This window comes from Segetibacter aerophilus (assembly GCF_007991655.1).
GTDB lineage: Bacteria > Bacteroidota > Bacteroidia > Chitinophagales > Chitinophagaceae > Segetibacter > Segetibacter aerophilus.
The window spans coordinates 133,515-153,321 of record NZ_BJYT01000008.1; the positions used below are offsets into that span (position 1 = coordinate 133,515).

18 protein-coding genes are annotated in these 19,807 nt (G+C 36.6%); 17 read left to right on the top strand and 1 reads right to left on the bottom strand.

What is annotated here, in order from left to right:
* Positions 1-14: 14 nt before the first annotated feature.
* The 15 genes from SAE01_RS12055 (at position 15) to rfbA (ending at position 16,501) form a co-directional block, all read left to right on the top strand.
* The gene (locus SAE01_RS12055; protein WP_147204014.1) at positions 15-1,343 is read left to right on the top strand and encodes an O-antigen ligase family protein; all 1,329 of its coding nucleotides are present in this window, start codon (positions 15-17) and stop codon (positions 1,341-1,343) included.
* Between the two features lie 30 nt (positions 1,344-1,373).
* The gene (locus SAE01_RS12060) at positions 1,374-2,654 is read left to right on the top strand and encodes a lipopolysaccharide biosynthesis protein (protein WP_147204015.1); all 1,281 of its coding nucleotides are present in this window, start codon (positions 1,374-1,376) and stop codon (positions 2,652-2,654) included.
* A 14-nt stretch (positions 2,655-2,668) separates the two neighbouring features.
* Complete coding sequence (gene asnB, locus SAE01_RS12065) at positions 2,669-4,474, top strand: asparagine synthase (glutamine-hydrolyzing) (protein WP_147204016.1); 1,806 nt, start codon at positions 2,669-2,671, stop codon at positions 4,472-4,474.
* Positions 4,475-4,544: 70 nt separating this feature from the next.
* The gene (locus SAE01_RS12070) at positions 4,545-5,708 is read left to right on the top strand and encodes a glycosyltransferase family 4 protein (RefSeq protein ID WP_147204017.1); all 1,164 of its coding nucleotides are present in this window, start codon (positions 4,545-4,547) and stop codon (positions 5,706-5,708) included.
* Entirely contained in the window at positions 5,708-6,313 is a 606-nt protein-coding gene (locus SAE01_RS12075; RefSeq protein ID WP_147204018.1) for an acyltransferase, read from the top strand. Before SAE01_RS12070 ends, SAE01_RS12075 begins: the two co-directional genes overlap by 1 nt.
* A gap of 1 nt (position 6,314) precedes the next feature.
* On the top strand, positions 6,315-7,136 hold the full coding sequence (locus SAE01_RS12080) for a class I SAM-dependent methyltransferase (RefSeq protein ID WP_246113232.1): 822 nt from the start codon (positions 6,315-6,317) through the stop codon (positions 7,134-7,136).
* Positions 7,133-8,032, top strand: a complete 900-nt coding sequence (locus SAE01_RS12085; protein WP_147204020.1) for an NAD-dependent epimerase/dehydratase family protein — start codon at positions 7,133-7,135, stop codon at positions 8,030-8,032. The genes SAE01_RS12080 and SAE01_RS12085 overlap by 4 nt, the downstream gene beginning before the upstream one ends.
* Positions 8,008-9,156: a glycosyltransferase family 4 protein gene (locus SAE01_RS12090; protein WP_147204021.1), complete on the top strand. Its 1,149-nt coding sequence runs from the start codon at positions 8,008-8,010 to the stop codon at positions 9,154-9,156. Before SAE01_RS12085 ends, SAE01_RS12090 begins: the two co-directional genes overlap by 25 nt.
* 262 nt (positions 9,157-9,418) lie before the next feature.
* Complete coding sequence (locus SAE01_RS12095; RefSeq protein ID WP_147204022.1) at positions 9,419-10,159, top strand: glycosyltransferase family 2 protein; 741 nt, start codon at positions 9,419-9,421, stop codon at positions 10,157-10,159.
* A gap of 2 nt (positions 10,160-10,161) precedes the next feature.
* The gene (locus SAE01_RS12100) at positions 10,162-11,145 is read left to right on the top strand and encodes an NAD-dependent epimerase/dehydratase family protein (protein WP_147204023.1); all 984 of its coding nucleotides are present in this window, start codon (positions 10,162-10,164) and stop codon (positions 11,143-11,145) included.
* Between the two features lie 279 nt (positions 11,146-11,424).
* Positions 11,425-12,447, top strand: a complete 1,023-nt coding sequence (locus SAE01_RS12105) for an MraY family glycosyltransferase (RefSeq protein WP_246113228.1) — start codon at positions 11,425-11,427, stop codon at positions 12,445-12,447.
* A gap of 256 nt (positions 12,448-12,703) precedes the next feature.
* A complete protein-coding gene (gmd, locus tag SAE01_RS12110) occupies positions 12,704-13,813 on the top strand; it encodes a GDP-mannose 4,6-dehydratase (RefSeq protein WP_147204025.1) in 1,110 nt (369 codons plus the stop codon).
* Positions 13,814-13,955: 142 nt separating this feature from the next.
* A complete protein-coding gene (locus tag SAE01_RS12115; protein WP_147204026.1) occupies positions 13,956-14,891 on the top strand; it encodes a GDP-L-fucose synthase family protein in 936 nt (311 codons plus the stop codon).
* 124 nt (positions 14,892-15,015) lie between these two features.
* Complete coding sequence (rfbC, locus tag SAE01_RS12120) at positions 15,016-15,573, top strand: dTDP-4-dehydrorhamnose 3,5-epimerase (RefSeq protein WP_147204027.1); 558 nt, start codon at positions 15,016-15,018, stop codon at positions 15,571-15,573.
* 70 nt (positions 15,574-15,643) lie between these two features.
* Positions 15,644-16,501 (top strand): glucose-1-phosphate thymidylyltransferase RfbA, encoded by an 858-nt coding sequence (rfbA, locus tag SAE01_RS12125; protein ID WP_147204028.1) that lies wholly within the window; start codon positions 15,644-15,646, stop codon positions 16,499-16,501.
* Positions 16,502-16,644: 143 nt separating this feature from the next.
* Here rfbA and SAE01_RS12130 read toward each other — a convergent pair whose 3' ends face one another.
* Entirely contained in the window at positions 16,645-17,676 is a 1,032-nt protein-coding gene (locus SAE01_RS12130) for an ARPP-1 family domain-containing protein (RefSeq protein WP_147204029.1), read from the bottom strand.
* A gap of 66 nt (positions 17,677-17,742) precedes the next feature.
* Between SAE01_RS12130 and gltX the strand changes: the two genes are divergently transcribed.
* Both gltX and SAE01_RS12140 read left to right on the top strand, forming a co-directional pair.
* A complete protein-coding gene (gltX, locus tag SAE01_RS12135; RefSeq protein WP_147204030.1) occupies positions 17,743-19,272 on the top strand; it encodes a glutamate--tRNA ligase in 1,530 nt (509 codons plus the stop codon).
* Positions 19,273-19,388: 116 nt separating this feature from the next.
* On the top strand, positions 19,389-19,805 hold the full coding sequence (locus SAE01_RS12140; protein ID WP_147204031.1) for a cobalamin B12-binding domain-containing protein: 417 nt from the start codon (positions 19,389-19,391) through the stop codon (positions 19,803-19,805).
* Positions 19,806-19,807 lie beyond the last annotated feature (2 nt).

The following is a 19,807-nucleotide window of genomic DNA, read 5'->3' on the forward strand; positions in this document are numbered from 1 at the left end:
AGGATCACGGTTGCATGATAAACATCGATAATAAGCTGCCACAGCATATAGACCCTCTAGCGGAGAGCAGTCTTATTTATTCGACATCGCTTCAAGAAGTAAAGCAACAAACCTTTCTCTCTAAGGTGTTGTTGCTGCTGGTATGTTTTGGTTATCCTATACAAGCTTTTATTATTATTATTAGTGGAAGTAATTCAAATAATTTAAACATTGGCTTTAGAATTATCTATGTATTGATAAGTGTATTTATAATATTTAGTAGTTTTAAGAGAGGTATTAAGATTTCAAAACCTGTTTTGGCTTTCCTGTGCTTTTGGATTATATATACTGCGAGATTATTTTACGACTTAAGTATAAGGGAGATAAGATTTTTAGACAAACCTCCATTTTATGTTTATTCGTTTGCACTTGGTAACTGCCTACTTCCTGCATTAGCTATTTATTTAAGCAAAGCGGCTTGGAATACGAAAAATCTTAGTATCGGATTATATTACATATTACTTCTTAGTAACATTTGTATTATTATAAATTATTTGTTTCTCACACCTGCTTCTCTCACCGATTTGCTGGTGACGCGTGTAGGTTGGGGTGAGGAACAAATTATTAATCCGATAACGATATCTTTAAGCGGTGCATTATTAAGTATAGCTGCTTTTTCCCTTATTTATTATACTGGCTTAAAACTAAAGCTTTGGTTTAGAGTTCTGGTAATTTCAAGCATCTTTATTGGATTTTTAAATTTAGTCTTAGGAGCCTCTCGTGGCCCTTTAATAGCCTTTATTTTTATATGCTTGATAGTAATCTTATTCTATTGGAAATCCAGAAAGCTTGTTGGTAAAACTTTCATATTTCTCTTATTTTTGTCTTCTTTCATTTGGGTTTCAGGAATTGCGCTCAATCGTCATAACACTGGAGACATTTACCTAATTGAGCGTTTAAAAACACAAAAGGATAAAACAGAAAAGGAAGATCGTGAGTATGAATGGGCAAGTGCTTGGGAACAATTTTCAAAAAGCCCTTTTCTAGGTGATAGTTTTGTCAATGATTACGATAAAAGCTACGCTCACAATCTAATTCTTGACTCATTAAGAGCTACAGGAGTAATTGGAACGTTCTTTTTACTTTATTTAATCTTCCTTACCATTAAAAAGGTTTTTCACATACTTTCAAACCTTTCCGAGTATAAAGATAGCGCCGCAATTTGCCTCATATTTTTATGTACTTTTATTGTTGATATGGTGTCTGGGGGAATATTTGTTGCTATCTACTTTTGGAGTTTGTCAGCTTTTATTTGCACTATTCCGATTTATAAGGAGATCAAGAGTTCGCCGTCTCTGTTCTGACCCACTTATTACATTTCTTTAAGATAAGTTCTGAAAAACGTATTAATTTTATCTTTCGGTTCAGCCTTAAGTCAGTTGATAATTGTTGCTTGTACCCCATTACTAAGTAGATTATATGGGACGGCTGATTTCGGTAACTTTTATCTTTTTGTAAGTATCTCATCAATTCTTACTTGTGTCTCGACCCTTAAATATGAACTGGCGATATTTTTACCTAAAGATGTCGAAGATTCTCTTAAGGTAGTTAACGTGTCTTTTTTGTTTATTATATTTTTTGCAGTTCTATCTTTTTTATGTTTCTCAATCATATGGCTCGGCAGTTGGTTTGAAAGTGCTTTATTTTCTTCTTCAATAGTATTTTTAGTTCCATTTACTATTTTAGTAGCTGGAGCTGTCTCTGTTTTTAATCTTTGGTTTAACAGGGAAAAAAAATACAAAACTCTAATTTTTATTGCTATTCTACAATCTGCCCTTAATGTAGCAATATGTTTAACTTATCCTCATTTCTTTTCTTCAACATTTGTTGGGCTAATATTGGGATATGTGGGCTCTCTTATAATTTCTCTTATGATTTATTGTACCTTATTTTTCAATTTCTTGAAAGGGTACTTAATCAGCTATTCTTCTCTTTTTAGAAATTTTTTTAAGCTATCGGCTCTCAGAGCTACCATTCGTAAATATTCCAGTTTTCCAAAATTTACCTTGTGGAGCGAATTGTTTATGATATTTTCTCAACAATTTCTACCATTTTTCTTCTCTCTTTTCTTTTTGCCATCAATTGTTGGTCTTATTTCTATGGCGAATAGACTTCTCAGGTTGCCGGTTATAATGATCTCAAATTCTTTCTGGAGTATTTTTAGAAATAGCGCTATGGAAAACGTTCACAGCGGACTCGGGCTGGAAATATTTTTCTTAAAAACTTTAAGAAAGTTATGTCTTCTTGCTTTGTTTGGGTCGATAACCTCAATTTTTTTCTTACCATATCTTTTTCAATTTTTTCTTGGTGAAGAATGGCGAATGGCTGGAAGATTTGCACAGATAAGTTTGATTGCTGTTGCATTAGAATTCGTTTCATTTCCTTTAACAAATGTCTTTGTGATGACAAAAAAACAGCATTTGTTATTTAAAATTCAATCTGGAGGTTTTCTGGTTGCTATCGTCGGTATTTTTGCCACCTATCAACTGACCAAAAACCCTTTTTGTTGTCTTGTTTCTTATTCGTCGTGTGTTTCGCTTCAACACTTGTTTTTAATATTTGCCTCTTACAAGATTGTAAAACGTTCCAACACTTCCGATTTTATTTTCACATAAATGAACAAAAAAACATGTGCGGTATTTCCGGGATAATTAATAAGTCAAATAAGGCCGTCGATTATGAGAGAATTAAAAATATCAATGATCTTGTCTCTCATAGGGGACCCAATGGTGAAGGGTTTTTCCTTGCAGAAAACATTGCTTTTGGGCATCGTCGATTATCTATAATTGATCTCTCCGATGCAGGGAAGCAACCTATGACTTACAATGAGAGGTATACAATAACTTTTAATGGTGAGATATATAACTACATTGAGATAAGGGAGCAGTTAGAGCTACTCGGTTACATCTTTACCTCTCATACAGATACGGAGGTAATATTGGCTGCATGGGATAAATGGAAAGAAGATTGCTTTACAATGTTTAATGGTATGTGGTCTTTTGCTATCTATGATAAAATAGAAAGGACAGTAATATGTTGCAGGGACAGGTTTGGCGTAAAACCTTTCTATTACGTGAACAATGACGAATACTTTGTATTTGGTTCGGAAATTAAACAGTGTTTGCCTTTTTTGAAAGCTAATGAAGTTAACCTTCCAATACTGATTGACTACTTGGCTCTTAATATCACCGACCACTCCACTGAAACTTTTTTTAAAAACGTATTAACATTGAAAGGAGGACACTATTTAAAATATTCGCTTGTCAACAATGAATATTTGATCAAACAGTTCTATTGCATATCAATTAATAATGATTTAAGTAACATTAAGTATAACGAGGCAAGCGCTCAGTTTAAAAAGGAATTTGAACGATCGATTAATTGGAGACTTCGTAGTGATGTAACAGTAGGTACATGTTTAAGCGGAGGATTAGATAGCTCTTTTATAGCAGCAGTCGCAGCTAAAAAACATTATTCTGTTACTAATACATCTTTTAAAGCCATCACTGCTGAAGCCATAGACGACGAAGTAAATGAAGTAAATTACGCTAAGATTGTTTCTACGACCGCTAATCTTGACCTGCATGTAACTAAACCATCTTCCGACGATTTCTGGAGTGAAATTGACAATATTATACGATTACACGAGGAGCCTTTTGGAGGACCTTCAATCGCCATGCAATATTTCGTAATGAAAGAAGCTAAATACGCCGGAATTACAGTCCTATTAGACGGACAAGGAGGCGATGAGACTTTATTAGGTTATCCACGGTATGTTGCAGCTATGATGAAAGGCAAAGGATTATTAGGTAAAATAAAGATTTTAAGAAGTGCCTCATCAAACTATAATACTTCTATTAAAGATTTATTTCGCATTTACTTTTATTTTACCAGTTCATTAGTAAGAAAAAGACGAATTAAGTTAAAATACAAGAATATAAAAGCGGAATATTTGAAATGTGCAAATTGGAGTTTTATTGACCAATTAGCAGCTAAGTTTGCAAACATTAATGATTTACAAAAATTTGAAATAACAGTTTCTCAAATTCCCCAATTGCTGAAATGGGAAGATAAGAATTCGATGTATTACTCGATTGAAACACGTTTGCCTTTTTTAGATTGGCAACTTTTGGAATTTAATCTTTCTTTGCCGCCGCAGCACAAAATAAAAGAGGGGTGGTCAAAATATTTGATAAGAGAAAATATGCAAGGTCTTTTGCCAGAAGAAATTGCATGGCGGAGGAAAAAATTAGGATTTAATGCCCCTATTCGATCTTGGCTTCAAAAAAAAGAAGAGATGCTAACGTACATTAAAAAATCTGAGATAGCTAACGCTATTATGGATGTTAATCAATTAAAAATTCAGGATACTAACTATTTATGGAGAACTTATAACCTTGCGAAATGGGGTGAATTCTTCAATGTGAAAATCTAAGATTTTAAGATTTGCTTATTAATAAAAAGCAGTACGTACTAGCTTTAGCAAAACAAGTTATTATTCAAAAATGAGGATTGTAAGTGTTAACGTGCATTACCAGGATAAGCTAGGTTACCAGGACTATTATTTAGGTAAGGCGTGGAAAAAAATGGGGCATGAGGTACATTTTATAAGTTCTGATGTTCATTTTGACTTTCCAGATTATGATAATACAATTAAACATATAATTGGTGAAAAGTATGTGGGTTTGGGCTTGTATCTAAATGATTATGGTGTACCTGTTCATCGTTTGAAAGGCACTTCAAAAAAAAGAACAGGGTTTATTTGGTTAAAGGGATTCAAAGAAAAAGTTTTTGAACTGAAACCTGATATCCTTGTGCTCCATGGAATTTTAAGTTATCAAACTATGAGAGCTACTTTTTGGGCCAGTAAACTGAATTGCAGGATAATAGTAGATGATCATACAACATCTTTTCTTTTAGGAAAAGACATGAAACGACGACTCCTTTACTCAGTATTTAGGAGGTTGTTTGCTACTCGTATTGAAAAAATGAGTGAAAAAGTGATCGGGGTGTCAACTACCATTGTAGACGTGATAAAAGATCATTTTGGTATTCACGGTCCAAAGGTTCAAATGATTCCGTTAGGTGCAGACGTAGATCTTTTTCATAAATCAGCAGAAGTTAGAAATGAGGGTAGAAAGCTCGTAGAGGCGTTACCTAATGAGTTGGTCGTATTGTATACAGGAAAAATGTACGAGGACAAAAAAGTACATTTAATTATTGATGCCTTAAATGATGATACGATAACAATAGACAAAAGTATTGTGATAGTATTAGTAGGAAATGCGAGTGCCTCATACAAATTAATACTTGATAAATCAATCAGTAAATCAAAGTGGAGAGTAGAACAAATTTCCACTGTACCTCAGGAAAAGCTTCCCTTATTTTATAATGCAGCAGATATTGCAGTCTGGCCTGGTTCACTAACCACTAGCACAATAGATGCGTCCGCCTGTGGTTGCCCAATTATAATAAGTAACCAAATGCCTGAAAGAACTAAGTATGAAAACGGCTTCATGATAGAAGATGGAAATTTGGAGCAGTTAAAAGAAGCATTACTCAAATTATTGCACTCTCCAATTTTAAGAAGAGAAATGGGTGATAACGGAGTGAGGTATGTGGAAAGTGAATTAAGTTGGCATATAATTGCAAAAAAGTTTATTGCTTAATGATTAATAAGGCGATCAATTTTATTTTAAATAAAATTATAACACCAAGAAAAAGATATTCAGGTTGTTTAGTTTCAGCCAACTCATCTATTTTCTTAAGTAACTTTTCAATAACTAATTTTAAAAATAATAAGGTTAAAATAGGAGAAGAGTGTGTTTTAGGCGCAAATATAATTTTTGAAGAAAAAGATGGAATTGTAGAGTTTGGTGATAGGGTTTATGTAGGATCAAGTAAAATTATATGTAAAAATAAAATTGTCTTTGAGAATGACATCTTAGTAGCATGGGGAGTCACTTTCTATGACCACAATTCTCACTCGCTCGACTATAGAGATCGGCAGAAGGATATTAGACAAGTTTTTGCCGATTTTAAAAGTAGTGGAGGAAATTATTTGCGAAATAAAAATTGGACAAATGTCGCATCCTCCCCTATAATAATCAAAAGTAACGCTTGGATTGGTATGGATGCATTAATTCTTAAGGGAGTAACCATTGGTGAAGGAGCAGTTGTAGCGGCGAGAAGTGTCGTTACAAAAGATGTTCTACCTTTTACAGTTGTAGCGGGAAATCCTGCAAAAGTTATTAAAACATTACGTATTGAGTAAGATGTCTTGGGAAGAATCGGTGATTAATTTGAGATCACAGCCGCATTTCGCACGGTTAATGGAAGATGCTTATTTAACAGAGGATCTTAAAAGCAATGTAGAACGTTTTTTAAGTAGCATTGAGTGGTATACAACGACCCAAATCGTGCGCGAGCAATTTAATAATACTAAGCTTAAAGTACTTGATGTAGGTGCTGGAAATGGAATAGCTAGTATAGGATTTGCACTACAGGGACATAATGTAACTTCTCTTGAACCAGATACTAGCAAGGTAGTAGGGTCAGGGGCTATTAGGACTCTTGCAGAAATATATAATTTGCAGAACTTGAGAGTTGTGGAAGGGTTTGGAGAGACATTACCATTCGAAAATAACAGTTTTGACATTGTTTACTGCCGCCAGGTTCTTCACCACGCTCTTGATCTTAGCGGTTTTCTTAAAGAGACTTTCCGTGTATCTAAGAATAATGCACTTCTCTTAACCCTCCGAGATCATGTGATAAAGAACGAAGTAGATAAACAAGCTTTTTTAAAGCGTCACCCCTTGCATAAAATGTATGGGGGAGAAAATGCATTCACTTTGGAAGAATATAACAATGCGATTTCTTCTTCAGGATTTACTATTAAAAAAGCAATGAATGCTGCTTCATCAGCATTAAATTATTCCCCTTGGACTAAAGAAAAATTTTTTCAAGAGGTTAAACGTAAGATTCCGTTTTTACCAAATTTAGGGGTGATTAAGACAGCACTATGGAATTGGAACCTTTATCGTTTAAAAAAGATACCAGGAACACTTTACTCATTCATTGCTATAAAAAATAAATGAACATAGCTATTATCGGAGCTGCTGGTTTTATAGGACGGAGTTGTGTAGAATATTTTATTTCTCAGGGACATGAAGTAACAGCAGCAGATGTAATACCTGTAGATGAACTTGGAGATTTTTATTTGCTAAGTAGTGCAAATACCTCTTTTATTGAGCTTTTCCAACATCGAGTTTTTGATTTTTGTATTAATGCCTCCGGTGCCGCAAGCGTGCCACTGTCGGTTCAGTATCCGCAGCGGGATTTTGAACTTAACTCGTACAATGTTCTAAAAATGCTTGATGCGATACGCCAGTATAATCCTCGGTGTATTTTTATTAATTTTTCAAGTGCTGCCGTGTATGGTAACCCAACAGGATTGCCTATATGCGAAGATGCAGCATTACAACCGCTCTCGCCTTATGGTCATCATAAACTTATCGCGGAGCAGATATGTAAAGAGTATCGCGATTTTTTTGGGGTAACCAGTCATTCTTTAAGGGTGTTTAGTGCTTACGGTCCAGGTCTTAAAAAACAATTCTTTTGGGATCTTCAAAACAAGATTAAGGAGGGCGGCTTCGTTGAACTTTTTGGAACGGGAAAGGAAAGCCGCGATTTTATTTTTATAGAAGACATTTTAGAAGCTGTCGATATTGTTATTAAACATTCCTCCCAACTTCCAAATGCCATTAACATAGCTTCAGGTATAGAGAAAACAATAGAGGAGGCAACATCAATCTTCATTAAATGTTCCGGGTTTAAGGGGGATGTGAGGTTTGGAGGACAACAAAGAGAGGGGGATCCAATTAATTGGAGAGCTGATATAAGTATACTAAAACAGTTTGGCTTCGAGCCAAAGTACCAGTTGGAAGTGGGCCTTAAAAAGTATATACAATGGTTAATAGGAGAAAAAGGATAGGTTTTCTATTTACTTCGATTGGTCGCGAGTCGATGGGAGTTTTGAATTACTTTATTAGCATTATAAAAGCAGTGGATTCCCTCCCGGACAACGAAAAGCCTCAGTTTGTTGTGATCTACGATGAACATATAAAAAAATGGGTTGAAGCAATTCAATACTCTCACCTAGAGCTTCACCTCGTCAAGAAGCAGAGTTTGATTAAAACTCTCTTGAAATCTTTTATCACCGGTATTAATTTTTTCGTAGGAAATATTATCAAGGAATACAGCTTAGACGGCCTGTATCCCATGAACGACTACGTTGGTAAGATTAAATATGCAGCTAGTTGCAAAATAATTTCATGGTACCCTGATTTTCAACACAAATTTTATCCTCAATATTTTACTAAATCGAATCTTATAATAAAGGAATGGAGATTAAAACAAATCATAAAAAAAGGAAGACACCTCGTATTGTCAAGCAATCATTCTAAGTCACATTTGATGACGTTTTATAAACCTACGCAGCTTTTGCAAATACATATTTTACCGTTTGTTTCAATACTCAGCCAATACCAATTACCGGCTTTTCAGGAAATGAAAATAAAATATGACGTCAACGAACCCTATTTTTTCTTAGCCAATCAATTCTACAAACATAAAAACCATATCCTCGTTTTTGAGGCTGTAAAGCTCTTACGTGAGAAAGGGATTTTTATAAAATTGGTATGCTCTGGTAAACTCGAGGATTATCGAAATCCTGATTACATAGAACAAGTGAAAACATATGTAATTGATAATAATCTTCAAAATGATATAAAGATGTTGGGTATTATTCCTCGCGAAGATCAGCTGTGTTTGATGAAGAACTGCTTGGCCGTCATACAACCAAGCAAGTTTGAAGGTTGGAGTACAGTAATTGAAGATGCTAAAACATTACAGATGCCAATACTTGCATCTACGTTTGGCGTACACAAAGAACAACTTGAAGACAAAGGACTATATTTTGACGAAGACTCTTCCCAGTCTCTTGCAACACTTTTAGAAGGATATTTAAATGGTTCAGTAAAGAGGCCTTTGCCTTTTGATAACTATGAGCAAAGGGTGGCGAAATTTGCTCGTTTATTTATTGATTTGTATAAATAGCATTGTTTTTTATAATACATTTTTGCAAGAAATTAATGGACAGTAGAGGTGAAAAGATACCTTATCGCGTCAATTATATTTCAAGTACCACCTTTTGCAACCTTGAAAATTATCTTCGGATTATTAGCGGCCTATATAGCTTTTTTTGAGATTTCCTATATATCCAACTCCTCTAGAGGAAAGTTATTAGCAATAAAAACAATTATTGAACCCTTTTGGCCAATAACAGGGCCTTAGTTATAATAAAATAATTGTAACCGATTTGAAAGTATCTATTATTACTGTTTGCTACAATAGCGTCAACTCAATTAAAGGAACAATAGAAAGTGTGCTTAATCAAACGTATGGGGACATAGAATATATAATTATTGATGGAGGGTCATTAGACGGCACCTTGGAAGTTATAAATCAATATAAGGATCAAATATCTTTAATTATCTCCGAAGCAGATGCAGGCATATATGATGCAATGAATAAGGGAATAGTAAATGCAACGGGTGAAATAGTTGGAATACTAAATTCTGATGATATTTATTTTAGTAATAATGTTATTGAAAATCTGGTTAATACTTTCAAAACTCTTGCGGTGGACGCAGTTTATGGTAACGTTATATTGTCAAAACTTGACAACCTTGACAACCATGTAAGAAAGTGGGTTGCTGGGAAGAGAAAAACTTTTATTTGGGGATGGCATCCTCCTCATCCAAGCCTCTTCATAAAAAGAGATTGCTATAGGATGCTTGGTTTATATAAAACTGAATATCAGATTTCTGCTGATTTTGAATTAATGTTACGCTTTTTTGAGGTTCACAAAATAACATCAGCATATTTAGATGAAGTAATTGTAAATATGAGAATGGGAGGGGCAAGTACAGGGTCAATTAAAAACATGCTGATTGGTAATATTAACATTAGAAGAGCATTTAAAGAAAACGGGCTTCCTTATTTCTGGATTTACCCGGGAATTCGTATAATAAAAAAAATACTTCAATTCGTTAATTAAATATGAATATTAATATAATAGGTGGCAGTGGTTTTATTGGTAGAAACTTCATGAATTTATATAAAAACTTTAGTTCAATTGTAAATTTGGATAAGAACGAACCAACAGAAGCACTGTGCGAATTTAGAAAAGTGGATGTAAGAGATAAGGGTCAGTTGAGAAACTTAATGCCAGTAACTGAATGGGTAGTTTTATTAGCCGCGGAACATAGAGACGATGTTAGTCCAGTTAGTTTATATTACGATGTGAACGTTGAAGGCACAAGCAATGTGTTAGACGTAATGAAAGAAAAGGGAATGAATAAAATAGTTTTCACCAGCTCTGTAGCAGTCTATGGGCTGAATAGAAGTAATCCGACGGAAAATTCTGACCTCAATCCCTTCAATCACTATGGCAAAAGTAAAGAACAGGCGGAACAACTTCTTCTAAAATGGTACAAGGAAGACGAAACCAATAGAACACTTGTCATTATTCGACCTACTGTTGTTTTCGGGCCAGGCAACAGAGGAAATGTTTATAATCTCCTTAAGCAAATAGCATCTGGTAGATTTCTAATGATTGGTAATGGACAAAATATAAAATCCATGGCATATGTAGGCAATATAGTTTCCTTTATTAAGCACTGCATTGATAGTAATTTACAGGGATATCACTTGTTCAATTATGTTGATAAGCCTGACCTAACGACTAATCAACTAATTGAAATTTCTGAAACAGCTATCGGCAAGAAAATTTCTTCTCTTAAAATCCCTTATAGTTTAGGGTTAACTGCCGGATATTTATTCGATATCAGCAGCAAGATAATGAAGAAAAAACTCGAGATAAGCAGTATAAGAGTAAGGAAGTTTTGTGCGACAACCCAGTTTTCATCAATTAGAGTTCAGGATATGAACTTTGTTCCGCCTTATACTTTAAAAGAAGGGCTAAATTTTACTATTAAAGATATTTTAAATGAAGGTGGGAGTATTGAGGACAGTAATTTTTAATTTAAGGTGTCATTTTAATACCCTGATTATTCCCTTTGGAAATTCCTGATTCTTTATAAGTTAATAATAATGCGAAAAACATTATTTATTCTATTAACCTTTATAAAGAATAATTCCTATAACTAATCATAAAGTCTTTTATTTGCAAATGTCTCTTTTTTTTGATCGGGATAATTAAATATTTTTTTGATGCTTTACCTGATTTTCGGCGTCACGTTAGCCTTTCTTCTAACTTTCTTTAGTATTCCTGTTGTTATAAAAATAGCAAAGGCGAAGAATTTGTATGATGAGCCTGATAACGTTCGCAAGCTTCATATTAAACCAATCCCTTCTTTGGGGGGTCTCGGTATTTTTATTGGGTTTATATTCTGTTTACTTTTTGGAGTTAACTTATCCAATGCCCCCGAATTTCAGTATTATTTTGCTTCTTTTCTTATTCTTTTTTTTATTGGTTTGAAAGACGATATATTAGTACTATCGGCTACGAAAAAATTTATAGGCCAGATTTTGGTAGCTCTCATCCTTATTTTTAAAAGTAATTTATTAATAACAAATATTCATGGCTTCCTTGGTTTGTCTGAAATCGATAATACTCTAAGTTTTCTCCTTACCCTTTTTACTATTGTCGTCATTACAAATGCATTCAATTTAATTGATGGCATCGATGGGTTGGCGGGAAGTGTAGGGACGGTAAGTTCTTTGATTTTTGGGATATTTTTTATTGTCAATGGAAACTATTCATATGCTGTTGTTGGTTTTGGTATGGCGGCTAGCATTTCTGCTTTCCTTTTTTATAATTTTCAGCCTGCTAAAATTTTTATGGGAGATACTGGCTCCCTGTTAATTGGCTTAGTTAATAGCATTCTGGTCATCAAGTTTATCCAAGCTGCACCTTATTATAAGTTTAGTGCTATATCTGCCTCCCCGGCTGTAGGTTTTTGTATATTGTTGCTTCCTCTCATGGATACTTTACGTGTTTTTGGTATAAGAATATTAAGAGGCCGTTCTCCTTTCAGCCCCGATAGAAATCATATTCATCATCTTTTACTAGACAAGGGTCTAAGTCACAAAAATGTTACCCTAACTTGTACCGCATCTGCTATATTCTTTGCTGTTTCTGGTTTTTTACTTCAACGTGTAGGAACAACGTGGCTGATACTAGGCTCAAGTTCTGTTTTTTTTGGAGTAATTTATTGCCTTCACAAAACTAGGCGAAGGTCTCCTATCCAAATTGTAAGACGAGAGGTGGTGCGGAGTCGGGAAACGAAAGAAGAAAAATTAGTAAGAGTTAATTCTTTGTAAGAAAGTTCGAAAGTTAGGCTGGTCCCTAATCATCGTGAAAATTACTATTGCAACCCAGCGTTGCTTTTTTCATGTTAAATACAACTTCTCTTGGAGTTAAACTTTGCATCAGTAGCTGGATTTCAACAACATGGCAACGTTCGAAAGCTAAAAAAAAATAGCGACAGTACAAGTTTTACTATAATATTCTGTTCCTGTTTTCGTTCAATCTAGTTAAATCTATACGATTACAAAAAATTAAACATTTAATATTTCAATGAAAGTCGCCCTTATTACCGGTATCACCGGCCAGGACGGAGCTTATCTTACTGAGCTTCTTTTACAGAAAGGATATATGGTTCATGGCATCAAGCGCAGAGCCTCACTCTTCAATACTGATCGTATAGATCACCTTTATCAGGACCCACATACACCGCACAAAAACCTCGTACTTCATTATGGAGATTTAACTGACTCTACCAATCTTATAAGAATTATCCAGGAAATACAACCGGACGAGATATATAATCTTGCGGCGATGAGTCATGTGCAGGTTAGCTTTGAGGCGCCTGAATATACTGCTAATGCGGATGGGATTGGTACGCTTAGAATTCTTGAAGCGGTTAGACTATTAGGCCTTATCAAAAAAACAAAAGTTTACCAGGCGTCTACCTCAGAATTATATGGGTTGGTTCAGGCGATTCCTCAAAGCGAAACAACTCCTTTTTATCCTCGTTCACCCTACGCTGTAGCAAAAATGTACGCGTACTGGATTACGGTGAACTATCGGGAAGCATATAACATGTTCGCTTGTAATGGTATTCTATTCAATCATGAGTCTCCATTAAGAGGTGAAACTTTTGTTACCCGTAAAATTACCCGGGCAGCAGCAAAGATTGCATTGGGTCTTCAGGACGTTTTATACTTGGGTAACCTAAACTCAAAGCGTGATTGGGGCCATGCGAAAGATTATGTTGAAGGCATGTGGCGAATACTGCAACATGATGTTGCCGAAGATTTTGTGTTAGCAACAGGTGTTACCACATCTATTCGTGATTTTGTGAAAATAGCCTTTAGAAATGTCGGAATTGAACTGGAATTTAGGGGCACCGATGAAGGAGAAACTGCGGTAGTTTCAGCTTGTACAGGTGAATGCCAGACAGCCGTTGGAACGACAGTCGTTAAAGTAGATCCAAGATATTATAGACCGACTGAAGTTGAGTTATTAATAGGGGATTCAACAAAGGCAAGAGAGAAGTTAGGATGGACTCCGACATATACAATGGAAAAACTTGCTGAAGAAATGGTTGCTGCAGACCTAGAGCTGTTTAAAAGAGAGGTGCTGCTAAAGCAAAGCGGTTATAAGATCATGAACCAGTTTGAGTAGGGAGGTTGTAAGAAATGTAGGTTGAAAGTAATCTAAGTCGCGGATGATCGTAAATCGTTAGTTATCGCAAGCGCTAAAGCGACGAAGGAATAAACTGGTGATTAACGGCTTTCGATTAATGACTGCCGAAAACAATAAACAAATGGATAAAGAGTCTAAAATATATATAGCAGGGCATAGGGGCATGGTCGGAAGTGCCATTATGCGAAAATTACGGTCAGAAGGTTACAATAATATTGTTACCAGAATTTCATCTGAGTTAGATTTAAGAAACCAGGCTGCTGTAAAAGAATTCTTTGAGCAGGAGCAACCGGAATATATTTTTTTAGCTGCTGCTAAAGTTGGCGGTATTCATGCCAACAATATTTACCGTGCTGAGTTTTTGTACGACAATTTAATGATCGAGGCGAATGTTATTCATGCTGCTTATGAACATAAGATCAAAAAGTTAATGTTCCTAGGCTCTTCGTGCATTTACCCAAAGTTTGCTCCACAACCGTTAAAGGAAGAGTCCCTTCTCACTGGCTTATTGGAAGAAACAAATGAGCCCTATGCTATTGCAAAAATTACTGGAATTAAGTTATGCGAGGCCTACAGATCTCAATATGGTTGCAACTTCATCTCCGTTATGCCTACAAATTTGTACGGACCTAATGATAATTATGATCTCAATGGTAGTCATGTTCTACCGGCCTTAATGCGAAAGATGATTGTTGCAAAAAAAACAAATGCACCTTTTGTAGAAATATGGGGCTCAGGAGCTCCTAAACGAGAGTTTCTACATGCAGATGATCTTGCAGAGGCTTGCTTCTTCTTGATGCAAAATTACAATGAAGCTGGTTTTGTAAACATTGGTACAGGGGAGGATTTAACGATTAAAGAGCTTGTTTTGTTAATTAAGGATGTGGTTGGTTACAATGGTGAAGTGAAGCACGACACTACTAAACCGGACGGCACACCTCGTAAGTTAATGGACGTCTCCAAGCTGAATGCTTTGGGTTGGAAGGCTTCGATTTCCCTGGAAGAAGGAATTAAAAGGGTATACGATGAGGTAAAAGATAGCAACTGGGATAAGTAGTTTAAACAAGAGCTTTTTTCCAATTCAAATACTGTCTCGTTAAATCATCGATGACTATAAAGTATACTGTACCCTCACTCCATTTCGCTCCCCAATTTAAAATCAACTAACTGCTACTAACAAAATGAAAATTGAAGAAACGCCGTTAAAAGATTGTGTGCTAATTCACAACACTGTTTTTAATGACGATCGGGGTTATTTCTTTGAAAGTTTCAATGCAGAGCGTTTTTGTAACCTTACCGGTAAGTTTGTCAATTTCGTGCAGGATAATCAAAGTCATAGTGTAAGAGGTGTTTTGAGAGGTATTCACTTTCAGAAGGGAGAGCATGCACAATCCAAATTGGTGCGGGTTATAAGGGGGGAAGTGTTAGACGTAGCAGTTGATTTACGGCCTGCTTCTCCAACTTTTGGTCAATACTTTTCTGTAATTCTTTCAGACACTTCAAATACTCAACTTTTTGTTCCCAGGGGCTTTGGTCATGGTTTTATTGTTTTAAGCAAGGAAGTTAATTTCTTCTATAAATGCGACAACTTCTACAACAAGGCCTCGGAAGGCGGGTTGATGTACAGTGACCCGGAGCTAAATATCGACTGGAAAATGGATGCTTCAGAAATCCTGGTTAGTAAGAAGGACGAACAGAACCTTTCTTTTTCTTCGTACAAGGAATCGATGGGGTTATAGCATACAGTATTCTGCTGCAACCCTCCACAGGTTGCGTAGGGGGCAAATAATAATAACTGAATTAATTATAATGAAAGGAATTATCCTGGCTGGCGGATCTGGTACTCGTTTATATCCTATTACGCAGGCTATCAGCAAACAACTAATGCCGATTTATGATAAGCCAATGATATATTACCCAATATCTGTTTTGCTTTTTGCAGGTATCAGGCAGATTTTGATTATTACTACTCCTGAAGATAGCACTCAGTTCAAGAGATTGTTGGGAGATGGAAAAGCAATAGGTTGCGCTTTTTCTTACGCAGTGCAGCACGAACCGAATGGTTTGGCGCAGGCATTCGTAATAGGCGAAGAATTTATTGGCAATGATAAAGTAGCCCTCATTTTGGGAGATAATATTTTTCATGGAAGTGGATTTAGTAGGTTAGTTCAATCTTTTTATGATGTGGAAGGGGCTGCTGTTTTTGCTTATGAGGTAGCAGATCCTGAAAGGTATGGGGTGGTGGAATTTGACGATAATTTCAATGCGATCAGTATTGAGGAAAAGCCTTCTAATCCAAAATCTAACTACGCAGTGCCAGGATTATATTTTTATGATAACACGGTAGTGGAAATTGCTAAAAATATACAGCCGTCACCGAGAGGTGAATATGAAATAACAGATGTTAACCGGGTGTATCTTGAAAACGGTACGCTTAAGGTGGGTGTGATGGACAGGGGAACAGCATGGCTTGACACAGGTACTTTTGACTCGCTAAGTGATGCGACAGAATTCGTGAGGGTGATAGAAAAAAGACAGGGCCAAAAAATCGGTTGTATAGAAGAAGTAGCCTTCCGGATGGGATTTTTAACGCGGGAAGAACTTAATGTTCTTGCTGATAAGTATAAGAAAAGTGGATACGGAGAGTATTTGAGAAAAGTGAAATAGAGTCGTCCCACTCCAAAGTAATAACAAGCTTAGAAAGCAGCTTTCGCCATATGTTTTTTGCCGAGAATAATTCCTACAAGTACAAGTGAGTGACACAACGAAGCTCAACGAAGAGCACATGTTAGCACCATGATACCTGCCTGCTACTCATCATAAGCGATAAGGTGTATCACTTTTCCTGCGCTTATTTGCAACTTACCGTGAGAGGTTACATAGGTTTTTTGTTCAGCCTCACTCATAAGTATTTTATCCATAAATGTTGTCACCTTCTGTTTAGTAACTTTAGGAGGTGCACCGGTAGACCTCGCAGTTTGCACGTGACTGCTCAACATGTTTCTAAAAGATATATCGGTCAATTCTGGTGTAGCAAACAGTTCTGTACTCATTATTTTGTTTCCCGTAAGAAAAATGTAGCCGGCATAATTGCTATCCGTGAGGCTATATCTACCTAAAAAATATCGCATGTAGTCGCTGTCATCGGCGGCAGTATTTTGAGCGAGATCTACATAAGATACAGTTTCACTCTTTTTTGTGCTTAAAGTAAATTGCCTATCAATTTCCTTCCAAACTGCAGATTGCCGACGCTTTGTATGCATTGTCTTTTGCAATTCACTGTTGGCCACGCCCGCCGATTTAAACTCCTTAGGCTTATTTTCCCACCGCCTTTTTTCTACACAATACACATTCACATAATCGGTTGATCCAGGTGTAATTATTTTTGTTTCAGCAACCATCCGGTCTTGCTTACCTCCGTCTAATATTTCCCCGCTCTGTATAACTACATCTTCCTTCGAATGATTGGTGACCTGGAGCCAGTTCACATCCGCCCCTTTTTCATATTGTATTTCCTGCAATTTTATTTTATGCTTCATTAGTGCCTCTGTCAGCATCATCGGCCTTGTGTTAGTTGGTAACTCGCCTATTAGCGCACCAACTCCCGCCTTATATCTTACAGGTATGATCTGTAGACTTTTGAATGTCCAGGCGGAGTCATATTCTACTCTTAATTCTTTGTAAGTAAGTTGAGCTGCTACTGAATTTGCACTAAAAAAAAGGATAATAATTGTGACTGCAAAGCACAGGCACCGCCTGCAGCTTTGACTATTTTTAATACCTTTTTGATGGAATCCTAAAGACCTCCATCTTCCTGATATGCACTTTAGACAACCGGACATTTCATACGTTTTTGTATTTAAAATGCTTTCTCGATAAGTATTCTCAAGGTTTATCTTTGCCACATTATGGAAAAGAAAGTAAGGGTTCGTTTTGCTCCATCTCCGACCGGCGGCTTACACCTTGGTGGAGTAAGAACGGTTTTATATAACTATTTATTTGCCAAGCAACATAACGGAACCTTTGTTCTGCGTATTGAAGATACAGATCAAACGAGATTTGTAGAGGGCGCGGAGGAGTATATACAAGAATGCCTGAAATGGTGCGGCCTGGAGCCAGACGAAAGCCCGCTCCACGGAGGGCCGTACGCGCCTTACCGGCAAAGTGAAAGAAAAGAGATGTACCAGCAATATGCCGAGCAATTAGTCAAACAGGGTCACGCTTACTATGCTTTTGATACGCCCCAAGAACTTGAGACGATGCGTGAAAAGTTTAAGACTGAAGAAAACACGTCGCCTCAATATGGTCACGGGATGCGTGAGAAAATGCGAAATTCGTTGAGTTTATCTGAAGGTGAGGTAGCCCAGTTATTAAGTGAAGGAGCACCGCATGTTATCAGGATAAAAATGCCGGAAGACGAAACAATTACTTTCACTGATATGATTCGCGGTGAGGTTTCCTTTAATTCTTCGCTGACTGATGACAAAGTTTTATTAAAAGCAGATGGAATGCCTACTTATCATTTGGCTGTGGTTGTAGACGATTACTCTATGACGATTACGCATGCTTTTCGGGGGGAAGAATGGTTGCCGAGTGCGCCCGTACATATCTTACTTTGGAAGTATTTAGGATGGTTTGACGAAATGCCGGAATGGGCTCATTTGCCGCTTATTTTGAAACCGGATGGTCATGGAAAGTTGAGCAAACGTGATGGCGATCGTCTCGGTTTCCCTGTGTTTGCAATGAACTGGAAGGACCCAAAGAGTCAAGAATTGATGACGGGGTTTCGTGAATTAGGATTTTTGCCCGAAGCTTTTATAAACCTCCTTGCGGTACTAGGATGGAACGACGGAACAGAACAGGAAGTGTTTACAATTGAAGAGTTGGTTGAAAGATTCTCGTTGCCACATGTACATAAGGGAGGAGCGAAATTCAATTATGAAAAAGCAAAGTGGTTTAATCATGAATGGATAAAAAGGTATAAGGTTGAAGGCTTGACGCAAAAGGTGAAAGAAGTGTTTGCAGAGAACGGCCTCGAGTCATACAATGATGAAAAGCTTGATGAAGTGATCGAATTGGTTAAAGATCGTTGTACCCTTTTAACTGATTTCTGGCAACATGCTTCCTTCTTTTTTATAGCACCTGAAACTATCGACGTCGCTTCTGTAAAACCAAAGTGGAACGAAGACAAGACAATGTTCTTTGATATTCTTTCTGAAAAAATTACGCTACTTGAGGATTGGAATGCTCAAAACATTGAAACCTTATTCAAAGAAACTGCAACTGAAAAAGGCATTAAGATGGGTGAACTGCAGCTGCCTTTCCGAATAATGTTAGTAGGTGGAAAGTTTGGACCGACGGTTTTTGATATTGCAGCTCTGATAGGTAAAAAGGAAACAATTGCGAGGATAAGAAAAGGACTGAGCCTTTTAAGTTAAGAGCTGAGGCCTTAGACCTTGCTTCGAGTTGGGTACGCAAATATCTCGTTGCTTTTTTGGCGCAGGTGCTAAAGTTCATTTCCTTCCTACTCACAATTCTAATTATTTGTTACATCATGTTTGAAAAGAAAAGACCGCTAAGAATTCTTATCGCGAAAGTGGGACTTGACGGACACGACCGTGGTGCAAAAGTGATTGCAACTGCCCTTCGTGATGCAGGTATGGAAGTGATCTATACAGGTCTTCGTCAAACTCCCGACATGGTTGTAAATGCCGCTCTGCAGGAAGACGTTGATGCTATCGGGATAAGCATTTTAAGCGGCGCTCATATGACAGTCTTTCCCAAAGTCATTCAACTAATGAAAGAAAAAGGAATGGATGACGTGCTGCTCACCGGCGGCGGAATCATACCTGATGACGATATGAAAACACTCAATGAGATGGGAGTCGGAAAACTTTTCCCTCCCGGTACAACCACATCTGATATTGCCGCTTATATCAGGGATTGGGTAAAAGAAAATCGTAGTTTTTAATG

What these genes read in the sequence shown, in the direction of transcription:
- SAE01_RS12055 (WP_147204014.1), top strand. Translation starts at nt 15, where the DNA reads ATGATAAACATCGATAATAAGCTGCCACAGCATATAGACCCTCTAGCG.
- asnB (WP_147204016.1), top strand. Translation starts at nt 2,669, where the DNA reads ATGTGCGGTATTTCCGGGATAATTAATAAGTCAAATAAGGCCGTCGAT.
- SAE01_RS12070 (WP_147204017.1), top strand. Translation starts at nt 4,545, where the DNA reads ATGAGGATTGTAAGTGTTAACGTGCATTACCAGGATAAGCTAGGTTAC.
- SAE01_RS12075 (WP_147204018.1), top strand. Translation starts at nt 5,708, where the DNA reads ATGATTAATAAGGCGATCAATTTTATTTTAAATAAAATTATAACACCA.
- SAE01_RS12080 (WP_246113232.1), top strand. Translation starts at nt 6,315, where the DNA reads ATGTCTTGGGAAGAATCGGTGATTAATTTGAGATCACAGCCGCATTTC.
- SAE01_RS12085 (WP_147204020.1), top strand. Translation starts at nt 7,133, where the DNA reads ATGAACATAGCTATTATCGGAGCTGCTGGTTTTATAGGACGGAGTTGT.
- SAE01_RS12090 (WP_147204021.1), top strand. Translation starts at nt 8,008, where the DNA reads ATGGTTAATAGGAGAAAAAGGATAGGTTTTCTATTTACTTCGATTGGT.
- SAE01_RS12100 (WP_147204023.1), top strand. Translation starts at nt 10,162, where the DNA reads ATGAATATTAATATAATAGGTGGCAGTGGTTTTATTGGTAGAAACTTC.
- gmd (WP_147204025.1), top strand. Translation starts at nt 12,704, where the DNA reads ATGAAAGTCGCCCTTATTACCGGTATCACCGGCCAGGACGGAGCTTAT.
- SAE01_RS12115 (WP_147204026.1), top strand. Translation starts at nt 13,956, where the DNA reads ATGGATAAAGAGTCTAAAATATATATAGCAGGGCATAGGGGCATGGTC.
- rfbC (WP_147204027.1), top strand. Translation starts at nt 15,016, where the DNA reads ATGAAAATTGAAGAAACGCCGTTAAAAGATTGTGTGCTAATTCACAAC.
- rfbA (WP_147204028.1), top strand. Translation starts at nt 15,644, where the DNA reads ATGAAAGGAATTATCCTGGCTGGCGGATCTGGTACTCGTTTATATCCT.
- SAE01_RS12130 (WP_147204029.1), bottom strand. Translation starts at nt 17,676, where the DNA reads ATGTCCGGTTGTCTAAAGTGCATATCAGGAAGATGGAGGTCTTTAGGA.
- gltX (WP_147204030.1), top strand. Translation starts at nt 17,743, where the DNA reads ATGGAAAAGAAAGTAAGGGTTCGTTTTGCTCCATCTCCGACCGGCGGC.
- SAE01_RS12140 (WP_147204031.1), top strand. Translation starts at nt 19,389, where the DNA reads ATGTTTGAAAAGAAAAGACCGCTAAGAATTCTTATCGCGAAAGTGGGA.